The following is a 17,549-nucleotide window of genomic DNA, read 5'->3' on the forward strand; positions in this document are numbered from 1 at the left end:
CGAGCATCCCGGCATCCGCACTCGCGGAAATGCCGAGGACGATGCGGAAGCACGTCGTTTTCTGACGTCGATGACTGGCTTGTGACAGCGCGGGACCTGCCCTGGTGCGGGGCAGATCCCAGCTCGACCACCGTCACCGCCCCACGGAGGGCGAGCGCCTCGCAGGCGTGAAGCCGTGGCAGAACACGGACCTGCCCGGGTTCACGTCGACCCGGGGGCGGCCTCACTGACACTCAACACCTCCGCCAGCCAGCCCAGTTGCCGACGAACATGCACCGCGTCGCCGCCTTCGTGACCGTTGTACGGATAGGAGTGGATCTCCTTGCGGGGGTCCACGCCGGTCAGTTCCGCCCACGTGTTGAACGCGGCGTACGCCCCGCTCGGCGGGCACACCGTGTCTCGCAGGCCCACCCCGAAGTGCGCCGGGGCCTGCGCGCGCCGGGCGAAGGAGACGCCTTCCAGGTAGGAGAGCGTGCGGTACGCGGAGCGCTCGGCGCCCCGGTGGACGGACAGGTACGCGGTGATCTCGCCGTAGGGGCCCGCGTCGGTGAGGTCCAGTGCCCGCCGGATCCCGCACAGGAAGGGCGCGGTGATCAGGACCGCCGCGAGATCCGGGACGAGCCCGGCGACGGCGAGGGCGAGCCCGCCGCCCTGACTGTTGCCGACGGCGACGGTGCGGGACGCGTCCACCCCCGTCAACGCCCGTACCGCCGCCACCGCGCGGACCGCGTCCGTGATCAGGCGGCGGTGGTGGTGGTCCCGCGGGTCGAGCAGACCGCGTACCGCGGGGCCCGGGCCGCCGGGCGCGCTCGCGTGCGGGTCCGGGGTGTCGCCGCCGCAGCCGTACTGGTCGCCCTGCCCGCGGTTGTCCATCAGCAGATGCGCGTACCCGGCGTTCACCCAGGTCAGCCGCTCGTGGGGGAGGCCTCGGCCGCGGCCGTAGCCGGCGTACTCGACGACGGCGGGCAGCGGTTCGGGCACCCCGGCCGGCCGGCTGAACCAGGCCCGCACCGGCTCGCCGGCGAAGCCGCGGAAGGTCACGTCCCAGGTCTCCGTCAGCCGCAGGCCCGTCGCCACCGGCCGCGCCGAGACCACCGGGTCCGTCTGCCCGGCCTCCTTGAGGGTGCTCAGCCAGAACTCGTCGAAGTCGGCGGGCTCCTCCAACTCCGGTCGGTAGTGTTCGAGTTCCTTCAGCGGCAGGTCGAACGCTGGCACGGCGGTACCTCACAGGCGTCAACGGGGCAGACCGGTCCGATCGTTGCGGTCAGAAGTCAGAAACTTTTGACGTGATCGCGTCGATCCCTTCATCTCTTCCACCCTCGTCCCGTGGTGAATCCAGAGCGCCACAACCGCCCCACGGCCCAACATCCCCTCACGCGGCCCCCATTGACAGCGCTTTCTGCTGCCCCTAAGTTGCCGCGAAGTTACCGGTAAGAGCTCGAAAGTTTCGGTTCCGCGTCCCATGCCACGGGAGGCCCGAGCATGAGCACGTCCACAACATCGGCCCCACCGCCGGGCACCCAGGACCCGCCACCGGCCGGGGCAGCCCCCCGTCTCCGCGCGCGGACACCCGCGCGCACCGGCTGGCGCCGGGCACTGCGCCGGGACTGGCAGCTGTACTCGCTCGCCGTTCTGCCCCTGCTGTTCTTCCTCGTCTTCCGCTACCTGCCGATGATCGGCAACGTGATCGCCTTCCGGCGCTTCGAGCCGGGCGGTTCCCTCTTCGGTGAGCAGTGGGTGGGACTGCGCTATGTGCGCATGTTCCTCACCGACCCCACGTTCTGGCAGGTGTTCCGCAACACCCTGTGGATCGGCGGACTCACGCTGGTGTTCTGCTTCCCGATCCCGATCGTGCTGGCACTGCTGCTCAACGAGGTGCGCAGACGGTCGCTGAAGCGGTTCGTGCAGTCGGTGTCGTACCTGCCGCACTTCCTGTCGATCGTGATCGTCGCGGGCATCACCCTGCAGATGCTCGCCACCGACGGTCCCGTCAACCACGTCCTCGGGTGGCTCGGCCACGATCCGATCCGGTTCATCCAGGAACCGGGGTGGTTCCGCACCATCTACGTCGGCTCGGAGATCTGGCAGACCGCCGGCTGGGGCACGATCCTCTACCTCGCCGCGCTCACCACCATCGACGACGATCTGTACGAGGCCGCGCGCATCGACGGCGCGGGCCGCTGGCAGCAGATCTGGCACGTCACCCTGCCCGGCATCCGCCCCACCATGGTCACGCTGCTGATCCTCAACATCGGCACGTTCATGGCGGTCGGCTTCGAGAAGGTCCTGCTGCTGTACAACCCGCTGACGTACCCGACCGGCGACGTGATCTCCACGTACGTCTACCGCTCCGGAGTCGAGTCCAACAGCTTCAGCTACGCCGCCGCCATCGGCCTGTTCGAGGCGGTCATCGGCCTGGTGCTGATCACGACCGCGAACCAGCTCTCGCGCCGCACCGTGGGGACGAGCCTGTGGTGAACCTGCTGTCCGGGCGCCCCGCCCGTCCACGTACGTCCGTCAACCAGCCGACCCGCGGTTACCGCGTCTTCCAGGGCGTCAACGGGGTGGTCCTCACCCTGGTGGTGGGGGTGACCCTGTACCCGTTCCTCAACATCGTCGCCCGCTCCTTCAGCGCGGAACGCCAGATCCGGGCCGGCCAGGTGACGCTGTGGCCCAAGGGGTTCAACCTCACCACGTACAAGATCGTGTTCCAGGACTCGATGTTCTGGCGGAACTACGGCAACACGGTGCTGTACACGGTGGTCGCCACCGCCGTCGCCATGGTCCTGACGACCTGTTACGCCTACGTCCTGTCGAAGAGGAACCTCAAGGGACGCGGCGCGCTCGTCGGCATCGCGGTGTTCACCATGTTCTTCACCGGCGGCCTCATCCCCAACTACATCCTGGTCACCGACCTCGGCCTGAAGAACAGCGTCTGGGCGATCGCGCTGCCCAACGCGATCAGTGTCTTCAACCTGCTGGTGATGAAGGCCTTCTTCGAGAGCCTGCCGACCGAACTGGAGGAGGCCGCGCAGATCGACGGCCTGAGCGCGTACGGCATCCTGCTCAGGATCGTGCTGCCGCTGTCCAAGGCGGTCGTCGCCACGATGGTGCTCTTCTACTCGGTGTCCTTCTGGAACTCCTGGTTCAGCGCGTTCCTCTACATGGACCGGACCGAGCTGATGCCGGTCACCGTCTACCTGCGCAACCTGATCTCCGGCGCCACCACCGGCGGCAACGCCGGCGCCGCCGACGCGCAGCTCAGCCAGGTCGGGGCGAACATCCAGGCCGTCACGATCGTGCTGACCTCACTGCCCATTCTCTGTGTGTACCCCTTCGTGCAGCGCTACTTCGTGTCGGGCGTGATGCTCGGCGCGGTCAAGGGCTGACCGCCTCGGCACGTGCCGCACCTCTCCTCAACCGGCGTACGGAACAAAGGAGTTCCCGTGAAGAACGCAGGACAGCTGTCGCGCCGCCAGATCCTGGCCGCCGCGGGTTTCGTCGGCCTCGCCACCCTCACCGGCTGCGGGGGCGGCGACGACGGCGGCGGCTCCAAGGACCTGTCGAAGAAGCAGAACGGCGCGATGAAGGAGTACCGGGCGGGCCAGCAGTTCAAGGCGGCCGAGCCACTGTCGTTCTCGGTCCTGCACAACGAGAACCCGGTCTACCCGATGAAGAACGACTGGCTGTTCTGGAAGGAGCTGACCAAGCGCACCGGCGTCACCCTGAAGCCCGTCTCCGTCCCCCTCATGGACTACGAGAAGAAGCGCAGCGTCCTCATCGGCTCCGGCGACGCCCCGTTCCTGATCCCCAAGACGTACCACCCCTCGGAGGTCGCGTTCGTGTCGTCGGGCGCGATCCTCCCGGTGAGCGACTACCTGCACCTGATGCCCAACTTCCGCGACAAGGTGAAGAAGTGGAAGCTGGAGCCGGAGCTCGACTCCATTCGCCAGTCCGACGGCAAGTTCTACCTGCTGCCCGGCCTGCACGAGAAGGCCAGGTCCGGCTACTCGCTGGCGCTGCGCATGGACGTCCTCGACCGGCTCGGTCTGACCGCGCCCACCACCTGGGACGAGGTGCACGACGTGTTCACGGCGATCAGACGGGAGTACCCGGACCGCTACCCCTTCTCCGACCGCTGGAGCAAGAACACGCCCTACCCGGCCGCCGCGCTCTTCAGCTACCTCGGCCAGGCGTACGGGGTCAGGGCGGGCTGGACGTACGACAACATCAGCTGGGACGCGAACGCGCGTGAGTTCGTCTTCACCGGCGCGAGTGACGCCTTCCGGCAGATGCTGGAGTTCGTGCGCAAGCTGGTCGCCGAGAAACTGGTCGACCCGGAGAGCTTCACCCAGACCGACGACGACGCGACGCAGAAGCTGCTCGGGCAGAAGTCCTTCGCGATCAGCGCCAACCCCCAGGTGCTGGTGCAGGAGTACCGCTTCAACCTGGAGAAGCAGGTCAGGGGAGCGAGGATCGAGATGATCCCGGTGCCGCTCGGTCCGGCGGGACCGGTGGTGCTGGGTGGCATCCGGCTGGAGAACGGCGTCATGATCTCCAGCAAGGCCCTCAAGAGCGACTCCTTCGTCGCGATGATGCAGTTCGTGGACTGGCTCTGGTACTCGGACGAGGGCCAGCGGTTCGCCCGGTGGGGAGTCGAGGGCGTCACCTACACCCGCTCCGGGGGCCGGTACCGGCCGAAGAAGGGCATCAGCCTGATGGGCTCCGACCCTGACGCCCCGAAGGACATGCAGAAGGACTACGGCTTCTACAACGGCGTCTTCGCCTACGGCGGCAGTTGGGAACTGGTCTCCTCCATGTTCAGCCCCGACGAGCAGAAGTTCCAGGACGCCATGACCCAGCGCAAGCAACTGCCCGTCGCCCCGGCCCACCCGCTGCAGTCCGTCGAGCAGGAGCAGGCGTCGCTGTGGGACACCCCGCTGCGGGACCACGTCACGCAGAACACCCTCAAGTTCGTCCTCGGCAAACGCCCGCTGTCCGAATGGGACACCTACGTCAGCGAGTTGAAGGCCAAGAACGTGCAGCGGCTCCTCGACATGCACAACAAGGCGTACGACCGCTACCAGAAGGAGAACGGGTGATCCGCGTCCCCGCCGAGCCGTGCGGCCGGTTCTGGCTGCCCGGAAGGGAGCACGCGCAGTGAGCACACCTCAGGCCACCGCCTTCGGTGACGGTCCCCTCTCCCGCGCCGCCGCGCTGATCCACACCCTGGTCACCGTCGAGGTCCTGCTGCTCTGCGCGGCCGCACCCGGCCTGGCCGGGCTGCTGGTCGTGGGCACCGACCCGGCCAACCTGCCGCTGGCCGCCGTATGCCTGCTGCCTCTCGGCCCGGCCCTGTCAGCCGCCCTGTACGCGCTCCATCACCGCGACCGTGACCTCACCGACCTCCACCCGGCCCGCGCCTACCGGCGTGGCTGGCGCCTCAACGCGCTCCCGGCCCTGAAGCTGTGGACGCCGCTGCTGGCCTGGCTCACCGTGATCGGCTTCACCCTCACCCACTTCTCCGCCACCGGACTGCCCCGCTGGTGGGCCGCCCTGCTCGCGGTCATCGGCGTCGGTTCGCTCCTGTGGGGCGCGCACGCGCTCGTGCTCACCTCGCTGTTCGCCTTCCGCGCCCGGGACACCGCCCGCCTCGCCGGGTACTTCCTGATCCGCCGCGGCCGAGCCACCCTCGGCGCCGCCTCGCTGCTCGTCCTCACGAGCGCCATGACCGTCCTGCTCACCGAGGCCCTGCCCGCCCTGCTCGCCGCCCCACTGCTGCTGTCCCTGCTGCACGGCAGCCGGTCGGTGATCGCCGAGACCCAGGAGGACTTCACCGCATGACACCGCCCCGCACCCCGAAGATCCCCTACGGCGGCGACTACAACCCCGAGCAGTGGCCGCAGGAGGTGTGGGACGAGGACCACCGCCTGTTCACCCGGGCCGGCATCGACACCCTCACCGTCGGTGTCTTCTCCTGGTCGCTCACCCAACCGGCCGAGGACACCTACGACTTCACGATCCTGGACCGGATCCTCGACCGGGCCGCCGCCGAGGGACGGCAGGTCTGCCTGGCCACCGGCACGGCCGCCCTGCCGCCCTGGCTCGCCAGGAAGTACCCCGAGGTGTGCCGCACCGACTTCGAGGGCAGACGGCACCGCTACGGCCAGCGCCACAACTTCTGCCCCAGCTCACCCGCGTACCGACGACTCTCCACCGCGCTGGCCGCACGGCTCGCCGAACGGTACGCGGACCACCCGGCGTTGCTCGCCTGGCACATCAACAACGAGTACGGCGGCACCTGTTACTGCGAGCTGTGCGCCGACGCGTTCAGGCGCTGGCTCCGCGAGAAGTACGTCACCCTCGACGCCCTCAACGACGCCTGGTACACGACCTTCTGGTCGCACCGCTACACCGACTTCGACGAGATCGAGCCCCCCAGCGCCCTCACCGAACACTGGCGCGGCCCCGACCACACCGCCTTCCAGGGCACCACCCTCGACTACTTCCGCTTCACCACCGACGCGCTGCTCGGCTGCTTCCTCGCCGAGAAGGAGGTGATCCGCGTCCATGACCCCGACACCCCCGTCACCACCAACTTCATGGGCATGTTTCGCCCCCTCGACTACCACCGCTGGGCGCCCCACCTCGACTTCGTGTCCTGGGACAGCTACCCGCCCCTCGACGCCCCGCCCACCTGGCCCGCCCTCGCCCATGACCTGATGCGCGGCCTGGGGGACGGCGCCCCCTTCTGGCTGATGGAACAGACCCCGTCCACCACCGCCTGCCGTGACGTCAACCCGCTGCGGCGACCCGGGGAACTGCGGCTCGCCACCTTCCAGGCCGTCGCCCACGGCGCCGACGCCGCCCTCTACTTCCAGATGCGCGCCTCCCGCGGCGCCTGCGAGAAGTACCACGGGGCGGTGATCGGCCACGCGGGCCGCGACGACACCCGAGTCTTCCGTGAAGTAGCGGACCTGGGACGGGAGTTGGAGCTGCTGGGCAGCGCGACCCTGGGTGCCCGCACTCCCGCCCGCACCGCCCTGGTCTTCGACTGGGACAGCTGGTGGGCCCTGGAGATCTCCGACGGCCCGTCCCGCCTGGTCCGCTACCAGGACACCGTCCACGCCTACTACCGGGCCGCCCGCGAGGCCGGCGCCGACCTGGACGTGGTCCCGCAGACCGCCGACCTCACGCCGTACGACGTGGTGCTCGCGCCCGTCCTGCACATGGTCAAGGGCGACCTGGCCGCCCGCCTCGAAGCGGTCGCCGCTCGCGGCGGCACGGTCCTGTCCACCTTCCTCTCCGGCCGCGTCGACGAACACGACCTGGCCTTCCTCGCCGACGTCCCCGGTCCACTCGCCTCCCTCATGGGCATCCGTGTCGACGAATGGGACGCCCGGTCACCGGAGTTCGCCCAGCACATCCCGGAACTCGAGGCGGAGGCACGCCTCGTCTTCGAGATCGTGCAGCCGCGCGGCGCCGAGCCGGTCGGCACCTACGGCGCCGACTTCTACGCGGGCACGTCCGCGGTGACCCGCAACCGGTTCGGCGAGGGGGAGGGCTGGTACGTCGCCACCGCCCTGGACCAGCCGGGCGTCGACCAGGTGGTACGCCGGGTCCTCGCCCGCCACGACCTGCTCGGCCCGTACGCCGACCAGTCGACCGTCGAGTCCGCCACCCGCGTCGCCCCCGACGGGACCCGCCTCCTCTTCCTCCTCAACCACGCCCCCGAACCGGCCCACCTGACCGCCCACGTCACCGCCACCGACCTGCTCACCGGCAAACACGTCGCCCAGGGCGAGCCGCTCACCCTCGATCCGCTCGGCACAGTGATCCTGCGACTTCAGTAGAGGCGACTTCAGTAGCCGCGGCTTCAGTAGATACGGCGCCCATGTGCGTCGGGCACACCTGACTTGCGGAAGAAGTAGCTGTTGACCTGATCGCGCCACTCGCGGGCACTGCGGAGCTGCTCCTCGTACCGCTCCGCGACCCGCGCGTGGCGCGCCGGGGAGACGAGGTCCACCAGAGCGGCCCAGGCCCGCCGGGCCTCCGCCACCTCCTCCACGCCCTCGAAGTGGGTGTCGTAGATGTGCTGGATCACCGTCTTCCCACTGTGCAGCCGGTGCCCGTAGGACATGTGGTGGAAGAACAGCAGCAGTTCGTCGGGGCAGGTGTCCGGCGGCTCGTACACCTCGGCCCAGGGCCCCGGGTACTGGCCCGCGTAGCCCGTCCCGGTCGCCACACTCCGGTCGACACCGATGCCGTCCCGGTCGGCGAAGTGGTAGGTCCCCCAGGGGCTGTACTCGTAGCCGTCGACGCTCGGGCCGTAGTGATGGCCCGGTTGCACCATGAAGCCCACCCCGAGCGGCGCGGTGTACTTCTCGTACGTCCGCCACGAACCGTCCAGCACGGCGTGCAGCCCCGCCTCCAGGCGACCGGGGTCCGAGGTCGCGCCGGGCGTGAAGGTGAGCCGGATCCACTCGTCGAGGAGGTCGCCGGGATCCGCGTCCGGCCGCCAGGCCAGCCGTCCGAAGGTGTACAGGTTCGCCTGGGCGAGGGGATGCCCGGTCCAGAACGGGTCGTCGCCGACATTGGACACCGCCACCAGGCCGCCCCGCGCCAACTCCCCGACGGGCTCCCGCCCGGCCGGCCGGAACCGCAGCACCTCGCTCCACATCGGCCCGAGCCAGCACACGTGCCGCTGCTGCCCGGTGTACTCCTGGGTGGCCTGCACCTCCACCGCCAGCCGGGTCCGCGGCATCGCGCCGATCAGCGGTGACACCGGCTCGCGCACCTGGAAGTCCAGCGGACCGTGCTTCACCTGGAGGATCGCGTTGGCGGCGAACTCCCCGTCCAGCGGGGTGAAATGGTCGTACGCGGCCCGCGCCCGGTCCGTCGTCCGGTCCCGCCAGTCCTGCCGGTGGTCGTAGACGAAGGCCCGCCAGTGCACGGTCCCGCCGTACCGCGCGAGTGCGGCGGCCAGCATGTTCGCGCCGTCCGCGTGACTGCGCCGGTACGCGAAGGGGCCCGGCTGCCCCTCCGAGTCGGCCTTCACCACGTAGCCGCCGAAGTCCGGTATCGCCTCGTACACCCGCGCGGTCACCTCGGCCCACCAGCCGCGCACCGTCTCGTCCAGCGGGTCGGCCGTCGGCAACCCGCCGAGCACCAGGGGCGAGGCGAAGCCGACCGAGAGATGGGTCCTGATCCCGTACGCACGCAACGCGGCCGCGATGTCGGCGACCTCACCGATCCGGTCCGTCAGCAGGTGCGCCTCAGTCTCGTGCACGTTGACGTTGTTCACCGCCACCGCGTTGATCCCGCAGGCGGCCAGCAGCCGACCGTAGGCGCGCACCCGGGCCTGCTCCCGGCGCGCCCGGCCGTCCGCCCAGAACAGCGAACCGCCCGCGTAGCCGCGCTCCACCTGGCCCATGACCGGGTGCACCGCCACGTTGTCCCAGTGGTCCACCATCCGCAGCGCCACCGCCGGACGGTGGTTCCGCCGAGTCGGCTCCCCCGCGAAGGCCTCCTCGCCGAGCCGGACGACGTGGAACAGGCCGTACAGCAGCCCGGCCTGCCCGGACGCGGTCACGGTCGTCCGGCCGCCCTCGCGGAGGAAGGTGAAGGCCTCGGACTCCTCGGCGCCCGTCAGTTCCAGCACCAGGTCGTACCCGGGAGCGCCCGGCTCGGGGTCGCGTACGACACGACCACCGAACCGGGCGCAGGCCTCGGCCACCTCCGCGTGCACCGTCTCCACCAGCGGCCCCGATCCGCGGATCAGGGTCCGCCGCCCGCCGAGCGGCCGAAAGGCCTCGGGCGGCAGCCAGGCCGGGTCGGCATCCTCGGGCAGGACAGGCACGCTCAACGGCACGGAACCCCCAACTCGGCTGCTCAGACGAGCAGTTCCACCTCCGACACCACCGCCTCGCCATCGACGACCAGACGGTACTTCTGGTAGCTACCCGGGGTCTTCACCGAGAACGCACGGGTCTGTCTGTCCCACGCGAAGGACTGCCCGGAACGTGCGTCCAGCGTCTTCCACGTGGTCCCGTCGGCGGAGCCCTGGAGCGTCCAGCCGGCCGGCGCCTTCGTCCGGTCCGCCGACGAGGTCAGCGTGTACTGGAGCGCCTTGACCCGCCCGGAGACCGGCAGGTCCACGGCCGAGGCCACCCTCGCGTCCGTCGCCGAGGTGTTGTCGAACAGGGCACCCGCGCCCTTCAGTACGTCCGCACGCGGGGCCGGCACCCGGTCGTCCTGGGTGATCGACACAGGGGCGGCGTTCTTGCCGGTGCCCCACGACGACGGCTTCGCTCCCATGTCGAAGTCCAGGACCCCGCCCTTCGCCAGCAGCGAGTGCGGCAGCGAAGTCGACGTCCAGGAACGGCCGTTGACCTTCAGTCCCCGCACGTACACGTTCTTCGTGCTGTTCTTCGGCGCCCTGACGACCAGGTCCCGGCCGTTCTCCAGGTGGACCGTCGCCTTGGTGAACAGCGGGGAGCCGACGGCGTATTCGCCGCTGCCCATCACCAGCGGGTAGAAGCCGAGCGCGGAGAACAGGAACCAGGCCGACTGCTCGCCGTTGTCCTCGTCGCCGTGGTAGCCCTGCCCGATCTCGCTGCCGACGTACAGGCGTTGCAGCACCTCGCGGACGTTCTTCTGGGTCTTCCAGGGTTGGCCGGCCGCGTCGTACATGTAGTTGATGTGGTGGGCCACCTGGTTGGAGTGCCCGTACATGCCCATCCGGACGTCCCGTGCCTCCGTCATCTCGTGGATGACGCCGGGGTAGGAGCCGATGAGGTCCGGCGAGGCCGTCTCAGGGGTGGAGAAGTACGCGTCCAGCTTCTTCGCCAGCCCCGCGCGTCCGCCGTACAGGTTGGCCAGGCCCCGGCTGTCCTGCGGGGCGGTGAAGGCGTACCCCCAGCCGTTGGTCTCGGTGTAGTCGAAGCCCCACACCGCCGGGTCGTACTTCGAGGACTCGACGCGCCAGTCACCGGTCTCGGTGCGGCCCTGGAAGAAACCGGCCTTCGAGTCGAAGAGGTTCACATAGTCCTGGGCGCGGTTGAGGAAGTACTCCGACTCCTCCTTGTAGCGCTTCTCGTGGGTCTTCGCGTAGAGCGCCTGCCCCATCCTCGCGATGCCGTAGTCGTTGAGGCAGCCCTCCAGAGCCCATGACAGTCCCTCGTGGGTGTCGGTGCTCGTGTAGCCGAGGAACGGCGAGGTCGCCATGCCCTTGCGGCCCACACCCGCGGACGGGGGTACGACCGTCGCGTTCTTCACGGCCGCGTCGTACGCCGACTTCGCGTCGAAGTCGACGCCCTTGACGTACGCGTCCGCGAAGGCCACGTCCGAGGAGGTGCCGGTCATCAGGTCCGCGTAGCCGGGGGAGGACCAGCGTGAGGTCCAGCCGCCGTCCTTGTACTGTTGGACGAACCCGTCGACCATCTCGCCCGCCTGAGAGGGCGTCAGCAGGGAGTACGCCGGCCAGGTGGTCCGATAGGTGTCCCAGAAGCCGTTGTTGACGTACACCTTGCCGTCCACGATCTTCGCGCCGGTGTGCGTCGGGGTGTCCGGGCTCGGCATCGGGGAGAAGGGCGAGGCGTACTGGTACTTCGAACCCACCTTCTCGAAGCCGGAGTTGGGGTACAGGTACAGCCGGTACAGGCTGGAGTACAAGGTGGTCAGCTGGTCCTGGGTGGCACCCTCGACCTCGACCTTGCCGAGGATCCGGTCCCAGGCACGCTGGGCGGCGCGCTTGACGTCGTCGAAGGACTTCCCGTCCGGGACCTCCTGGCGCAGGTTGTCCTTCGCCTGGTCGAGGCTGATCAGAGAAGTGGCCAGGCGCAGGGTGACGGTCCGGTCGGCGCCCGCGTCGAAGCGCAGGTAGCCCTTGACCCCGCTCGCCGAGCCCTCCTTGGCGGGCTTGTCGAACTCGCCGTACACGAACAGCCGGGTGGCTCCCGCCGACTGCCCGGACTTCACGTCGGAGTACCCCGTCACCACACCGGCTGAGGTGTCGAGCGTCAGCCCCGCCTGGTCCGTCACGTTGTCGAAGACGACGCTCGCGTCGTCACCGGGATAGGTGAAGCGCAGCACCGCCGCGTGGTCCGTCGGCGCCATCTCCGTCTTGAGCCCGTTCTCGAACCGCACTCCGTAGTAGTACGGCCGCGCGGTCTCGTTCTCGTGCCGGAAGGCCAGCTCACGCGCCTCACGACCGGTGTCCGGGGTGCCGGACGCGGCCGACGGCATCACCTGGAAGGTCTGCCGGTCGCCCATCCACGGGCTCGGCTCGTGGCTCGCGCTGAACGCCTGGATCGTCGGCAGGTTGTCGTCGTTGTTGGCCCGGGAGTAGTCGTACAGCCAGCTCAGCGACGACGCGTTGGTCACCGGCGTCCAGAAGTTGAAGCCGTGCGGGACCGCGGCGGCCGGGAAGTTGTTGCCGCGCGAGAAGCCGCCGCTGGAGTTGGTGCCGCGGGTGGTGAGCGCGTAGTCCGACAGATGCGCCTTCGGCTTCTCCGGCGCGACCCGCTCCAGCGTCACGTCGTCCAGCCAGCCGCGGAACTTCGCCGGCCCGCTCGGGGAGTCGTAGGCCACCAGGATCCGGTCGACCTTCTTCCCGGCCGCGACCGACCCGATCCGCGAGACCACGTTGTTCCACTGGTTGACGTAGAGCACCTTCGAGGCGCCCTGCCCCTCGGGCGACAGCGCGAATCCGTGCTGGTCGCTCGCGCCGAGCTCGCTCAGGAAGGTGCCGTCGGTGAAGGCCAGGTCCACCGACACGTTCGTCGCGTCGTAGTCCCGGTCGGTGCTCGCCATCGCCGGGTAGATCCGGTACGACAGCCGGGTCAGCCGGTCGACCGCCACATTCACGTCGAAGATCTTGTTGTACGAGTACGCCCGCCCCTTCGACGTGTGGCGACCGGCGTAACGCAGTGCCCTCTTTCCGGTGAATCCGGCGTCCGCCATCGCGGTGGGCGAGCCGCTCGGCCCCCGGTCGACCAGCGAGAGCATGTCCTGCGGAACAGGCCCGGTGCTCCCGCCCTTGGAGAACTGCACGTCGGCGAGCTGGACGATGTCGGAGGCGCCGTTGTTCTTCGTGATGTCCAGCCGGAAGTGCTGGTACTCCCCGACGGCGTCCGCCGGGATGTCGTACGACCTCGTCTGGAACGGTTCGGAGAAGGTTTCGTCCGCGCGGGTGTCGAGCGTCTTCCAGTCCTTGCCGTCCGTGGAGCCCCTGAGGGTCCAGTCCCTCGGGTTGCGCTCGGGGTGGTCGTTGGCCGAGGTCAGGGCGTAGGTGACCACCTTGGCGGGCCGGTCGAGGTCGAACTCCACCCAGCCGGCGGGCTCGAAGGCGAGCCACTTGGTGCCGGGTTCGCCGTCGACGAGGTTGCCCTTCACCTCGCCGCCGCCGGTGTTCTCGGCGCTCGCCCTCACCTCCGTGACATGGTCGGTGATGTTGCCCGGGATGCCGGTGCTGTAGCCGCCGTCGACGCCTGAGGCGCGCTTGCCGCCGTCCGGCGTCGTGTCGACCGTGTTGAGCCAGTCGGGTGCCGGATCGTCCGCCTCGAACGAGGACGCGAACCCGCTCTCGGCGGCCGCGGGCGCCTGGGGCAGGGCCACAGCCGCCCCCTGAGAGCTCACCGCCAACGCGAAGGCGGCCGTCAGCACGACCGCCGTACCCCGCCCACCCGATAAACCCCGTCTGAGCCGAACCCTGTGCTGCCGCATACGCGAGCACCCCTCCTGCGCTGGGGACAACGTTGTCAACTTCTGTGCGCAAGGACCAGTAGTTGCTCAAGTGGACAGTGATGTCAAGGGTGTTGACTGCGGCATTCGGGGGCTATGTCAGGGATTTTTCCGGCAAGCGGTACACAGCCCGCTCATATTTCCGCGAGGTCTCAACTCGGAAAAGACCCGTGGCCAACCCTGCGTTCGATCTTGCTCCGCTGGCAGGGAGTGGACTATACCTGTCGGCAATTCACACGATCCGCACGTCATGACCATCGTGACGATCTGCAATTCCTGCACGACCCGGTTTGACCTGACCGCGGTGCCCGGGAGGATCCGGTTCACCGCCTGAGTCCTGGAGAAGGCGAGGACTTGAGCATGGGATCCACTTCTGCCGAGAACAACGGCACCGGTGGTGTCGGCCGCCGTGATCTGATCAAGCGGTCGGCCGCGCTGGGCCTGATCTCCGTTCCCACCATGAGTTTCCTGTCGGCCTGCGCGAGCAGCGGCGGCGACGACAGCGGCGACAAGGCCAAGGCGGGCAAGAAGACCGCGAAGAACCCGCTGGCCGTGAACGACACGGCGGGAATGGAATTCGTCCTGTTCGACGGCGGCTTCGGCAAGGAGTACGCCGAGGACGCCGTGAAGATCTACGAGAAGAACTTCCCCAAGGCGAAGGTGAAGTTCTCCGCCACCCAGAAGATCCAGTCCACGCTCCAGCCCCGCTTCAACCAGGGCACCCCGCCGGACCTGATCGACAACTCCGGCGCCGAGCAGATGGACATGGGCGTCCTGGCCGGAAAAGACCAGCTCACCGACCTCACTCCGCTGCTGGACGCCCCCTCCTACGACGACCCGAACAAGAAGGTCCGCGACACGCTGCGCCCCGGCATCGTGGAGATGGGCCAGCTCGACGGCGACCCGGTCTGGATCATGTACTACGCCTACACGGTGTACGGCGTCTGGTACTCGCAGAAGGCCCTGGACTCGCTCGACGCCACCTATCCCGAGACCTGGGACCAGATGCTCGCGGTGTGCGAGAAGGCCAAGAAGAAGGGCATGGCGGGCTGGACGTACGCGGGCAAGTACCCGTACTACCTCCCCTTCTCGCTCTACCCGATGATCGGCAAGGTGGGCGGTGTCGAGGTGCTCGACGCCATCGACAACCTGGAGCCGAACGCCTGGAAGCACCCGGCCGTCAAGGCGTGTTTCGAGGCCTACTACGAGCTCTACAAGAAGGGCTACATCCTCAAGGGCACCCCCGGTCTGGACCACATCCAGTCGCAGACCGCCTGGGCCAAGGGCAAGGCGCTGTTCATCCCGAACGGCTCCTGGGTGGAGAACGAGTCGGCGAACGTCATCCCGAAGGACTTCAACCTGGCGGTCTCCGCGCCCACCGGCATCGACTCCTCCGACAAGATGCCCTTCGGCACCATCTGGGCCTCCGGCGGCGAGCCCTTCATCGTCCCGGCCAAGGCGAAGAACGGCGAGGGCGGCATGGAGCAGCTGCGCATCATGCTCAGCGAGGCGTCCTCGAAGAACTTCACCAGCAAGGTCAAGTCGCTGACCGCGTACAACGGCGGCACCGACGGCATCACCCTCACCCCGGGCCTGAAGTCCGGTGTCGCGGCGCTGGAGAAGGCCGGCAGCAACGTGGTGAATCCGCGGATGCAGGACTGGTACGTGCAATTGCAGAAGGAGAAGATCGGGGTCTCCGGCCTGGGCGAGATGATGGCCGGCCGACTCACTCCCGCCGAGGCCATCAAGAAGATCCAGGGCTACGCGGACGAGACCGCCAAGGACAGCTCGATCAAGCACTACAAGCACCAGTAGACGGACCGGAGAAGCGATGCAGCACGGCAAGTACCGGTTCATCGTGGGGTTTCTGGCTCTGCCCCTCGGACTGTACGCGCTCTTCGTGGTCTGGCCGTTCATCCAGTCCATCTATTACTCGTTCACGGACTGGACCGGCCTGAGCCCCGAATTCAAGATGGTCGGCCTGGACAACTACCGGAGGATGCTGGACGACGAGATCTTCTGGAAGTCCTTGCAGCACAGCTTGATGTTCGCGGTCGTGCTGCCGCTCGTGACGATCAGCCTGGCGCTGTTCTTCGCCTTCATGATCAATGTCGGCGGGCGCAGGAGGAGGGGCGGCCCGGTCATTTCCGGAGTTCGGGGTTCCTCTTTCTACAAGATCGTCTATTTCTTCCCGCAGGTGCTTTCGATCGCGATCGTCGCCCTGTTGTTTGCTTTCGCGTACAACCCGGACAGCGGTGCCATCAACTCGCTGCTGCGCGGGATCGGCCTCGACAGCGTCCAGCCGCTCTGGCTGGGCGACCCGAGCCTGGCCCTGTGGTGTGTGATGGCGGTGCTCGTGTGGTCCACGGTCGGCTTCTTCGTGGTCCTCTTCTCCGCCGGTATGGCCTCCATCCCGGCGGACATGTACGAGGCGGCGCTGCTCGACGGGGCCGGCCGGGCCACCACGTTCTTCCGGATCACCCTGCCGCTGCTGTGGGACACCGTGCAGTCCGGCTGGGTCTACATGGGCATCCTCGCCCTGGGCGCCGAGTCGTTCGCGGTCGTGCAGATCATGACGACCGGGCCGGGCGGTCCCGACTACTCGACCACCGTCATGGTCCTGTACGTGTACCAGAAGGCGTTCCGTGACGGGCAGGCCGCCTACGCCACCACCATCGGCGTCGCCCTGCTCGTCGTCACGCTGGCCTTCGCCGCCCTCGTGATGCGGCTCGGACGACGCGAGCGGCTGGAGTTCTGACAGATGAAGACGACCGAGCCCCCCGCCCCGCTGCCGGCCGAGTCCGGTGTGCCCGTCGCCAAGGTCGACGTCCCGGCCGGCCCCGTTCGGAAGGAGAAGAAGGAGGGCGGCGTCCTCAACGCCTTCTCGCACGGGATCCTGGTGATCTGGGCGATCATGGTCGTGCTGCCGCTGGTCTGGGCGGTCATGACGTCCTTCAAGAGCGACAGCGCCATCTTCGGCTCGCCCTGGTCACTGCCGGACGCGCTGCACTTCGACAACTGGTCGCGGGCCTGGACCGAGGCCAACATGAGCGACTACTTCCTCAACACCATCCTGGTGGTGGGAGGGTCGCTGATCGGCACCCTGGTGCTCGGCTCGATGGCGGCGTACGTGCTGGCCCGCTTCGACTTCCCGGGCAACAGGTTCATCTACTACCTGTTCATCGGCGGCATGAGCTTCCCGATCATGCTGGCGCTGGTCCCGCTGTTCTACGTCGTGAACAACATGGGCCTGCTGAACACGATCCACGGGCTGATCCTGGTCTACATCGCCTACTCGCTGCCGTTCACGGTGTTCTTCCTGACCGCGTTCTTCCGCACCCTGCCGACCTCGGTCGCGGAGGCGGCGTTCGTGGACGGGGCCTCGCACTCCCGGACGTTCTTCCAGATCATGCTGCCGATGGCCAAGCCCGGCCTGATCAGCGTGGGGATCTTCAACTTCCTGGGGCAGTGGAACCAGTACATGCTGCCGACCGTGCTGAACACCGACCCGGACAAGCGCGTCCTGACCCAGGGCCTGGTGCAGCTGGCGGTCAGCCAGGGCTACAAGGGCGACTGGTCCGGCCTGTTCGCGGGCCTGGTCATGGCGATGCTGCCGGTGCTCGCGGCGTACATCGTCTTCCAGCGTCAGGTGGTGCAGGGACTGACCGCCGGAGCCCTGAAGTAACCGCTCGAACCACGGTGTGCGGCGCCGCTCCCGGCTGACCGGGGGCGGCGTTCGCTTGCCTGTTCAAGAATCCGGATGCGGTTCAACCTCTTGACGGGAGGCAACCCGAACGCGTCAGCTT

The 17,549-nt window shown here is 68.4% G+C and carries 11 protein-coding genes; 8 read left to right on the forward strand and 3 right to left on the reverse strand.

Annotated elements, in window-relative coordinates; translation table 11 throughout:
* Positions 1-201: 201 nt before the first annotated feature.
* Positions 202-1,215: an acetylxylan esterase gene (locus ABZ027_RS01020; protein ID WP_356762979.1), complete on the reverse strand. Its 1,014-nt coding sequence runs from the start codon at positions 1,213-1,215 to the stop codon at positions 202-204.
* Between the two features lie 267 nt (positions 1,216-1,482).
* On the opposite strand from ABZ027_RS01020, the gene ABZ027_RS01025 reads away from it, so the two are divergent.
* The 5 genes from ABZ027_RS01025 to ABZ027_RS01045 are packed head-to-tail and all read left to right on the forward strand — an operon-like array spanning position 1,483 to position 7,853.
* Positions 1,483-2,478 (forward strand): ABC transporter permease subunit, encoded by a 996-nt coding sequence (locus ABZ027_RS01025; protein ID WP_356762981.1) that lies wholly within the window; start codon positions 1,483-1,485, stop codon positions 2,476-2,478.
* Positions 2,475-3,389: a carbohydrate ABC transporter permease gene (locus ABZ027_RS01030; protein WP_356762983.1), complete on the forward strand. Its 915-nt coding sequence runs from the start codon at positions 2,475-2,477 to the stop codon at positions 3,387-3,389. Before ABZ027_RS01025 ends, ABZ027_RS01030 begins: the two co-directional genes overlap by 4 nt.
* 57 nt (positions 3,390-3,446) lie before the next feature.
* Positions 3,447-5,102 carry an extracellular solute-binding protein gene (locus tag ABZ027_RS01035; RefSeq protein WP_356762985.1) on the forward strand — a complete coding sequence of 552 codons (1,656 nt, stop codon included), beginning with the start codon at positions 3,447-3,449 and terminating at the stop codon, positions 5,100-5,102.
* A gap of 58 nt (positions 5,103-5,160) precedes the next feature.
* Positions 5,161-5,844, forward strand: a complete 684-nt coding sequence (locus ABZ027_RS01040; RefSeq protein ID WP_356762987.1) for a hypothetical protein — start codon at positions 5,161-5,163, stop codon at positions 5,842-5,844.
* Entirely contained in the window at positions 5,841-7,853 is a 2,013-nt protein-coding gene (locus tag ABZ027_RS01045; protein ID WP_356762989.1) for a beta-galactosidase, read from the forward strand. The genes ABZ027_RS01040 and ABZ027_RS01045 overlap by 4 nt, the downstream gene beginning before the upstream one ends.
* A 23-nt stretch (positions 7,854-7,876) precedes the next feature.
* On the opposite strand, the gene ABZ027_RS01050 is transcribed toward ABZ027_RS01045, so the two are convergent.
* Both ABZ027_RS01050 and ABZ027_RS01055 read right to left on the reverse strand, forming a co-directional pair.
* The gene (locus ABZ027_RS01050) at positions 7,877-9,871 is read right to left on the reverse strand and encodes an alpha-glucuronidase (RefSeq protein WP_356762992.1); all 1,995 of its coding nucleotides are present in this window, start codon (positions 9,869-9,871) and stop codon (positions 7,877-7,879) included.
* Positions 9,872-9,891: 20 nt separating this feature from the next.
* Positions 9,892-13,725, reverse strand: coding sequence for a GH92 family glycosyl hydrolase (locus ABZ027_RS01055; protein WP_356762995.1), 3,834 nt, complete (start codon positions 13,723-13,725; stop codon positions 9,892-9,894).
* Between the two features lie 378 nt (positions 13,726-14,103).
* Between ABZ027_RS01055 and ngcE the strand changes: the two genes are divergently transcribed.
* The 3 genes from ngcE to ABZ027_RS01070 are packed head-to-tail and all read left to right on the forward strand — an operon-like array spanning position 14,104 to position 17,428.
* Positions 14,104-15,558 carry an N-acetylglucosamine/diacetylchitobiose ABC transporter substrate-binding protein gene (gene ngcE, locus ABZ027_RS01060; protein WP_356762997.1) on the forward strand — a complete coding sequence of 485 codons (1,455 nt, stop codon included), beginning with the start codon at positions 14,104-14,106 and terminating at the stop codon, positions 15,556-15,558.
* A 16-nt stretch (positions 15,559-15,574) separates the two neighbouring features.
* A complete protein-coding gene (locus ABZ027_RS01065; RefSeq protein WP_356762999.1) occupies positions 15,575-16,501 on the forward strand; it encodes a sugar ABC transporter permease in 927 nt (308 codons plus the stop codon).
* A gap of 3 nt (positions 16,502-16,504) precedes the next feature.
* On the forward strand, positions 16,505-17,428 hold the full coding sequence (locus ABZ027_RS01070; RefSeq protein ID WP_356763001.1) for a carbohydrate ABC transporter permease: 924 nt from the start codon (positions 16,505-16,507) through the stop codon (positions 17,426-17,428).
* Positions 17,429-17,549 lie beyond the last annotated feature (121 nt).

It is taken from the genome of Streptomyces sp. NPDC006332 (assembly GCF_040612855.1).
Taxonomy (GTDB): Bacteria; Actinomycetota; Actinomycetes; order Streptomycetales; family Streptomycetaceae; genus Streptomyces.

Coding starts and splice junctions, on each gene's coding strand:
- ABZ027_RS01065 (WP_356762999.1), top strand. CDS start 15,575: ATGCAGCACGGCAAGTACCGGTTCATCGTGGGGTTTCTGGCTCTGCCC.
- ABZ027_RS01055 (WP_356762995.1), bottom strand. CDS start 13,725: ATGCGGCAGCACAGGGTTCGGCTCAGACGGGGTTTATCGGGTGGGCGG.
- ngcE (WP_356762997.1), top strand. CDS start 14,104: ATGGGATCCACTTCTGCCGAGAACAACGGCACCGGTGGTGTCGGCCGC.
- ABZ027_RS01045 (WP_356762989.1), top strand. CDS start 5,841: ATGACACCGCCCCGCACCCCGAAGATCCCCTACGGCGGCGACTACAAC.
- ABZ027_RS01070 (WP_356763001.1), top strand. CDS start 16,505: ATGAAGACGACCGAGCCCCCCGCCCCGCTGCCGGCCGAGTCCGGTGTG.
- ABZ027_RS01025 (WP_356762981.1), top strand. CDS start 1,483: ATGAGCACGTCCACAACATCGGCCCCACCGCCGGGCACCCAGGACCCG.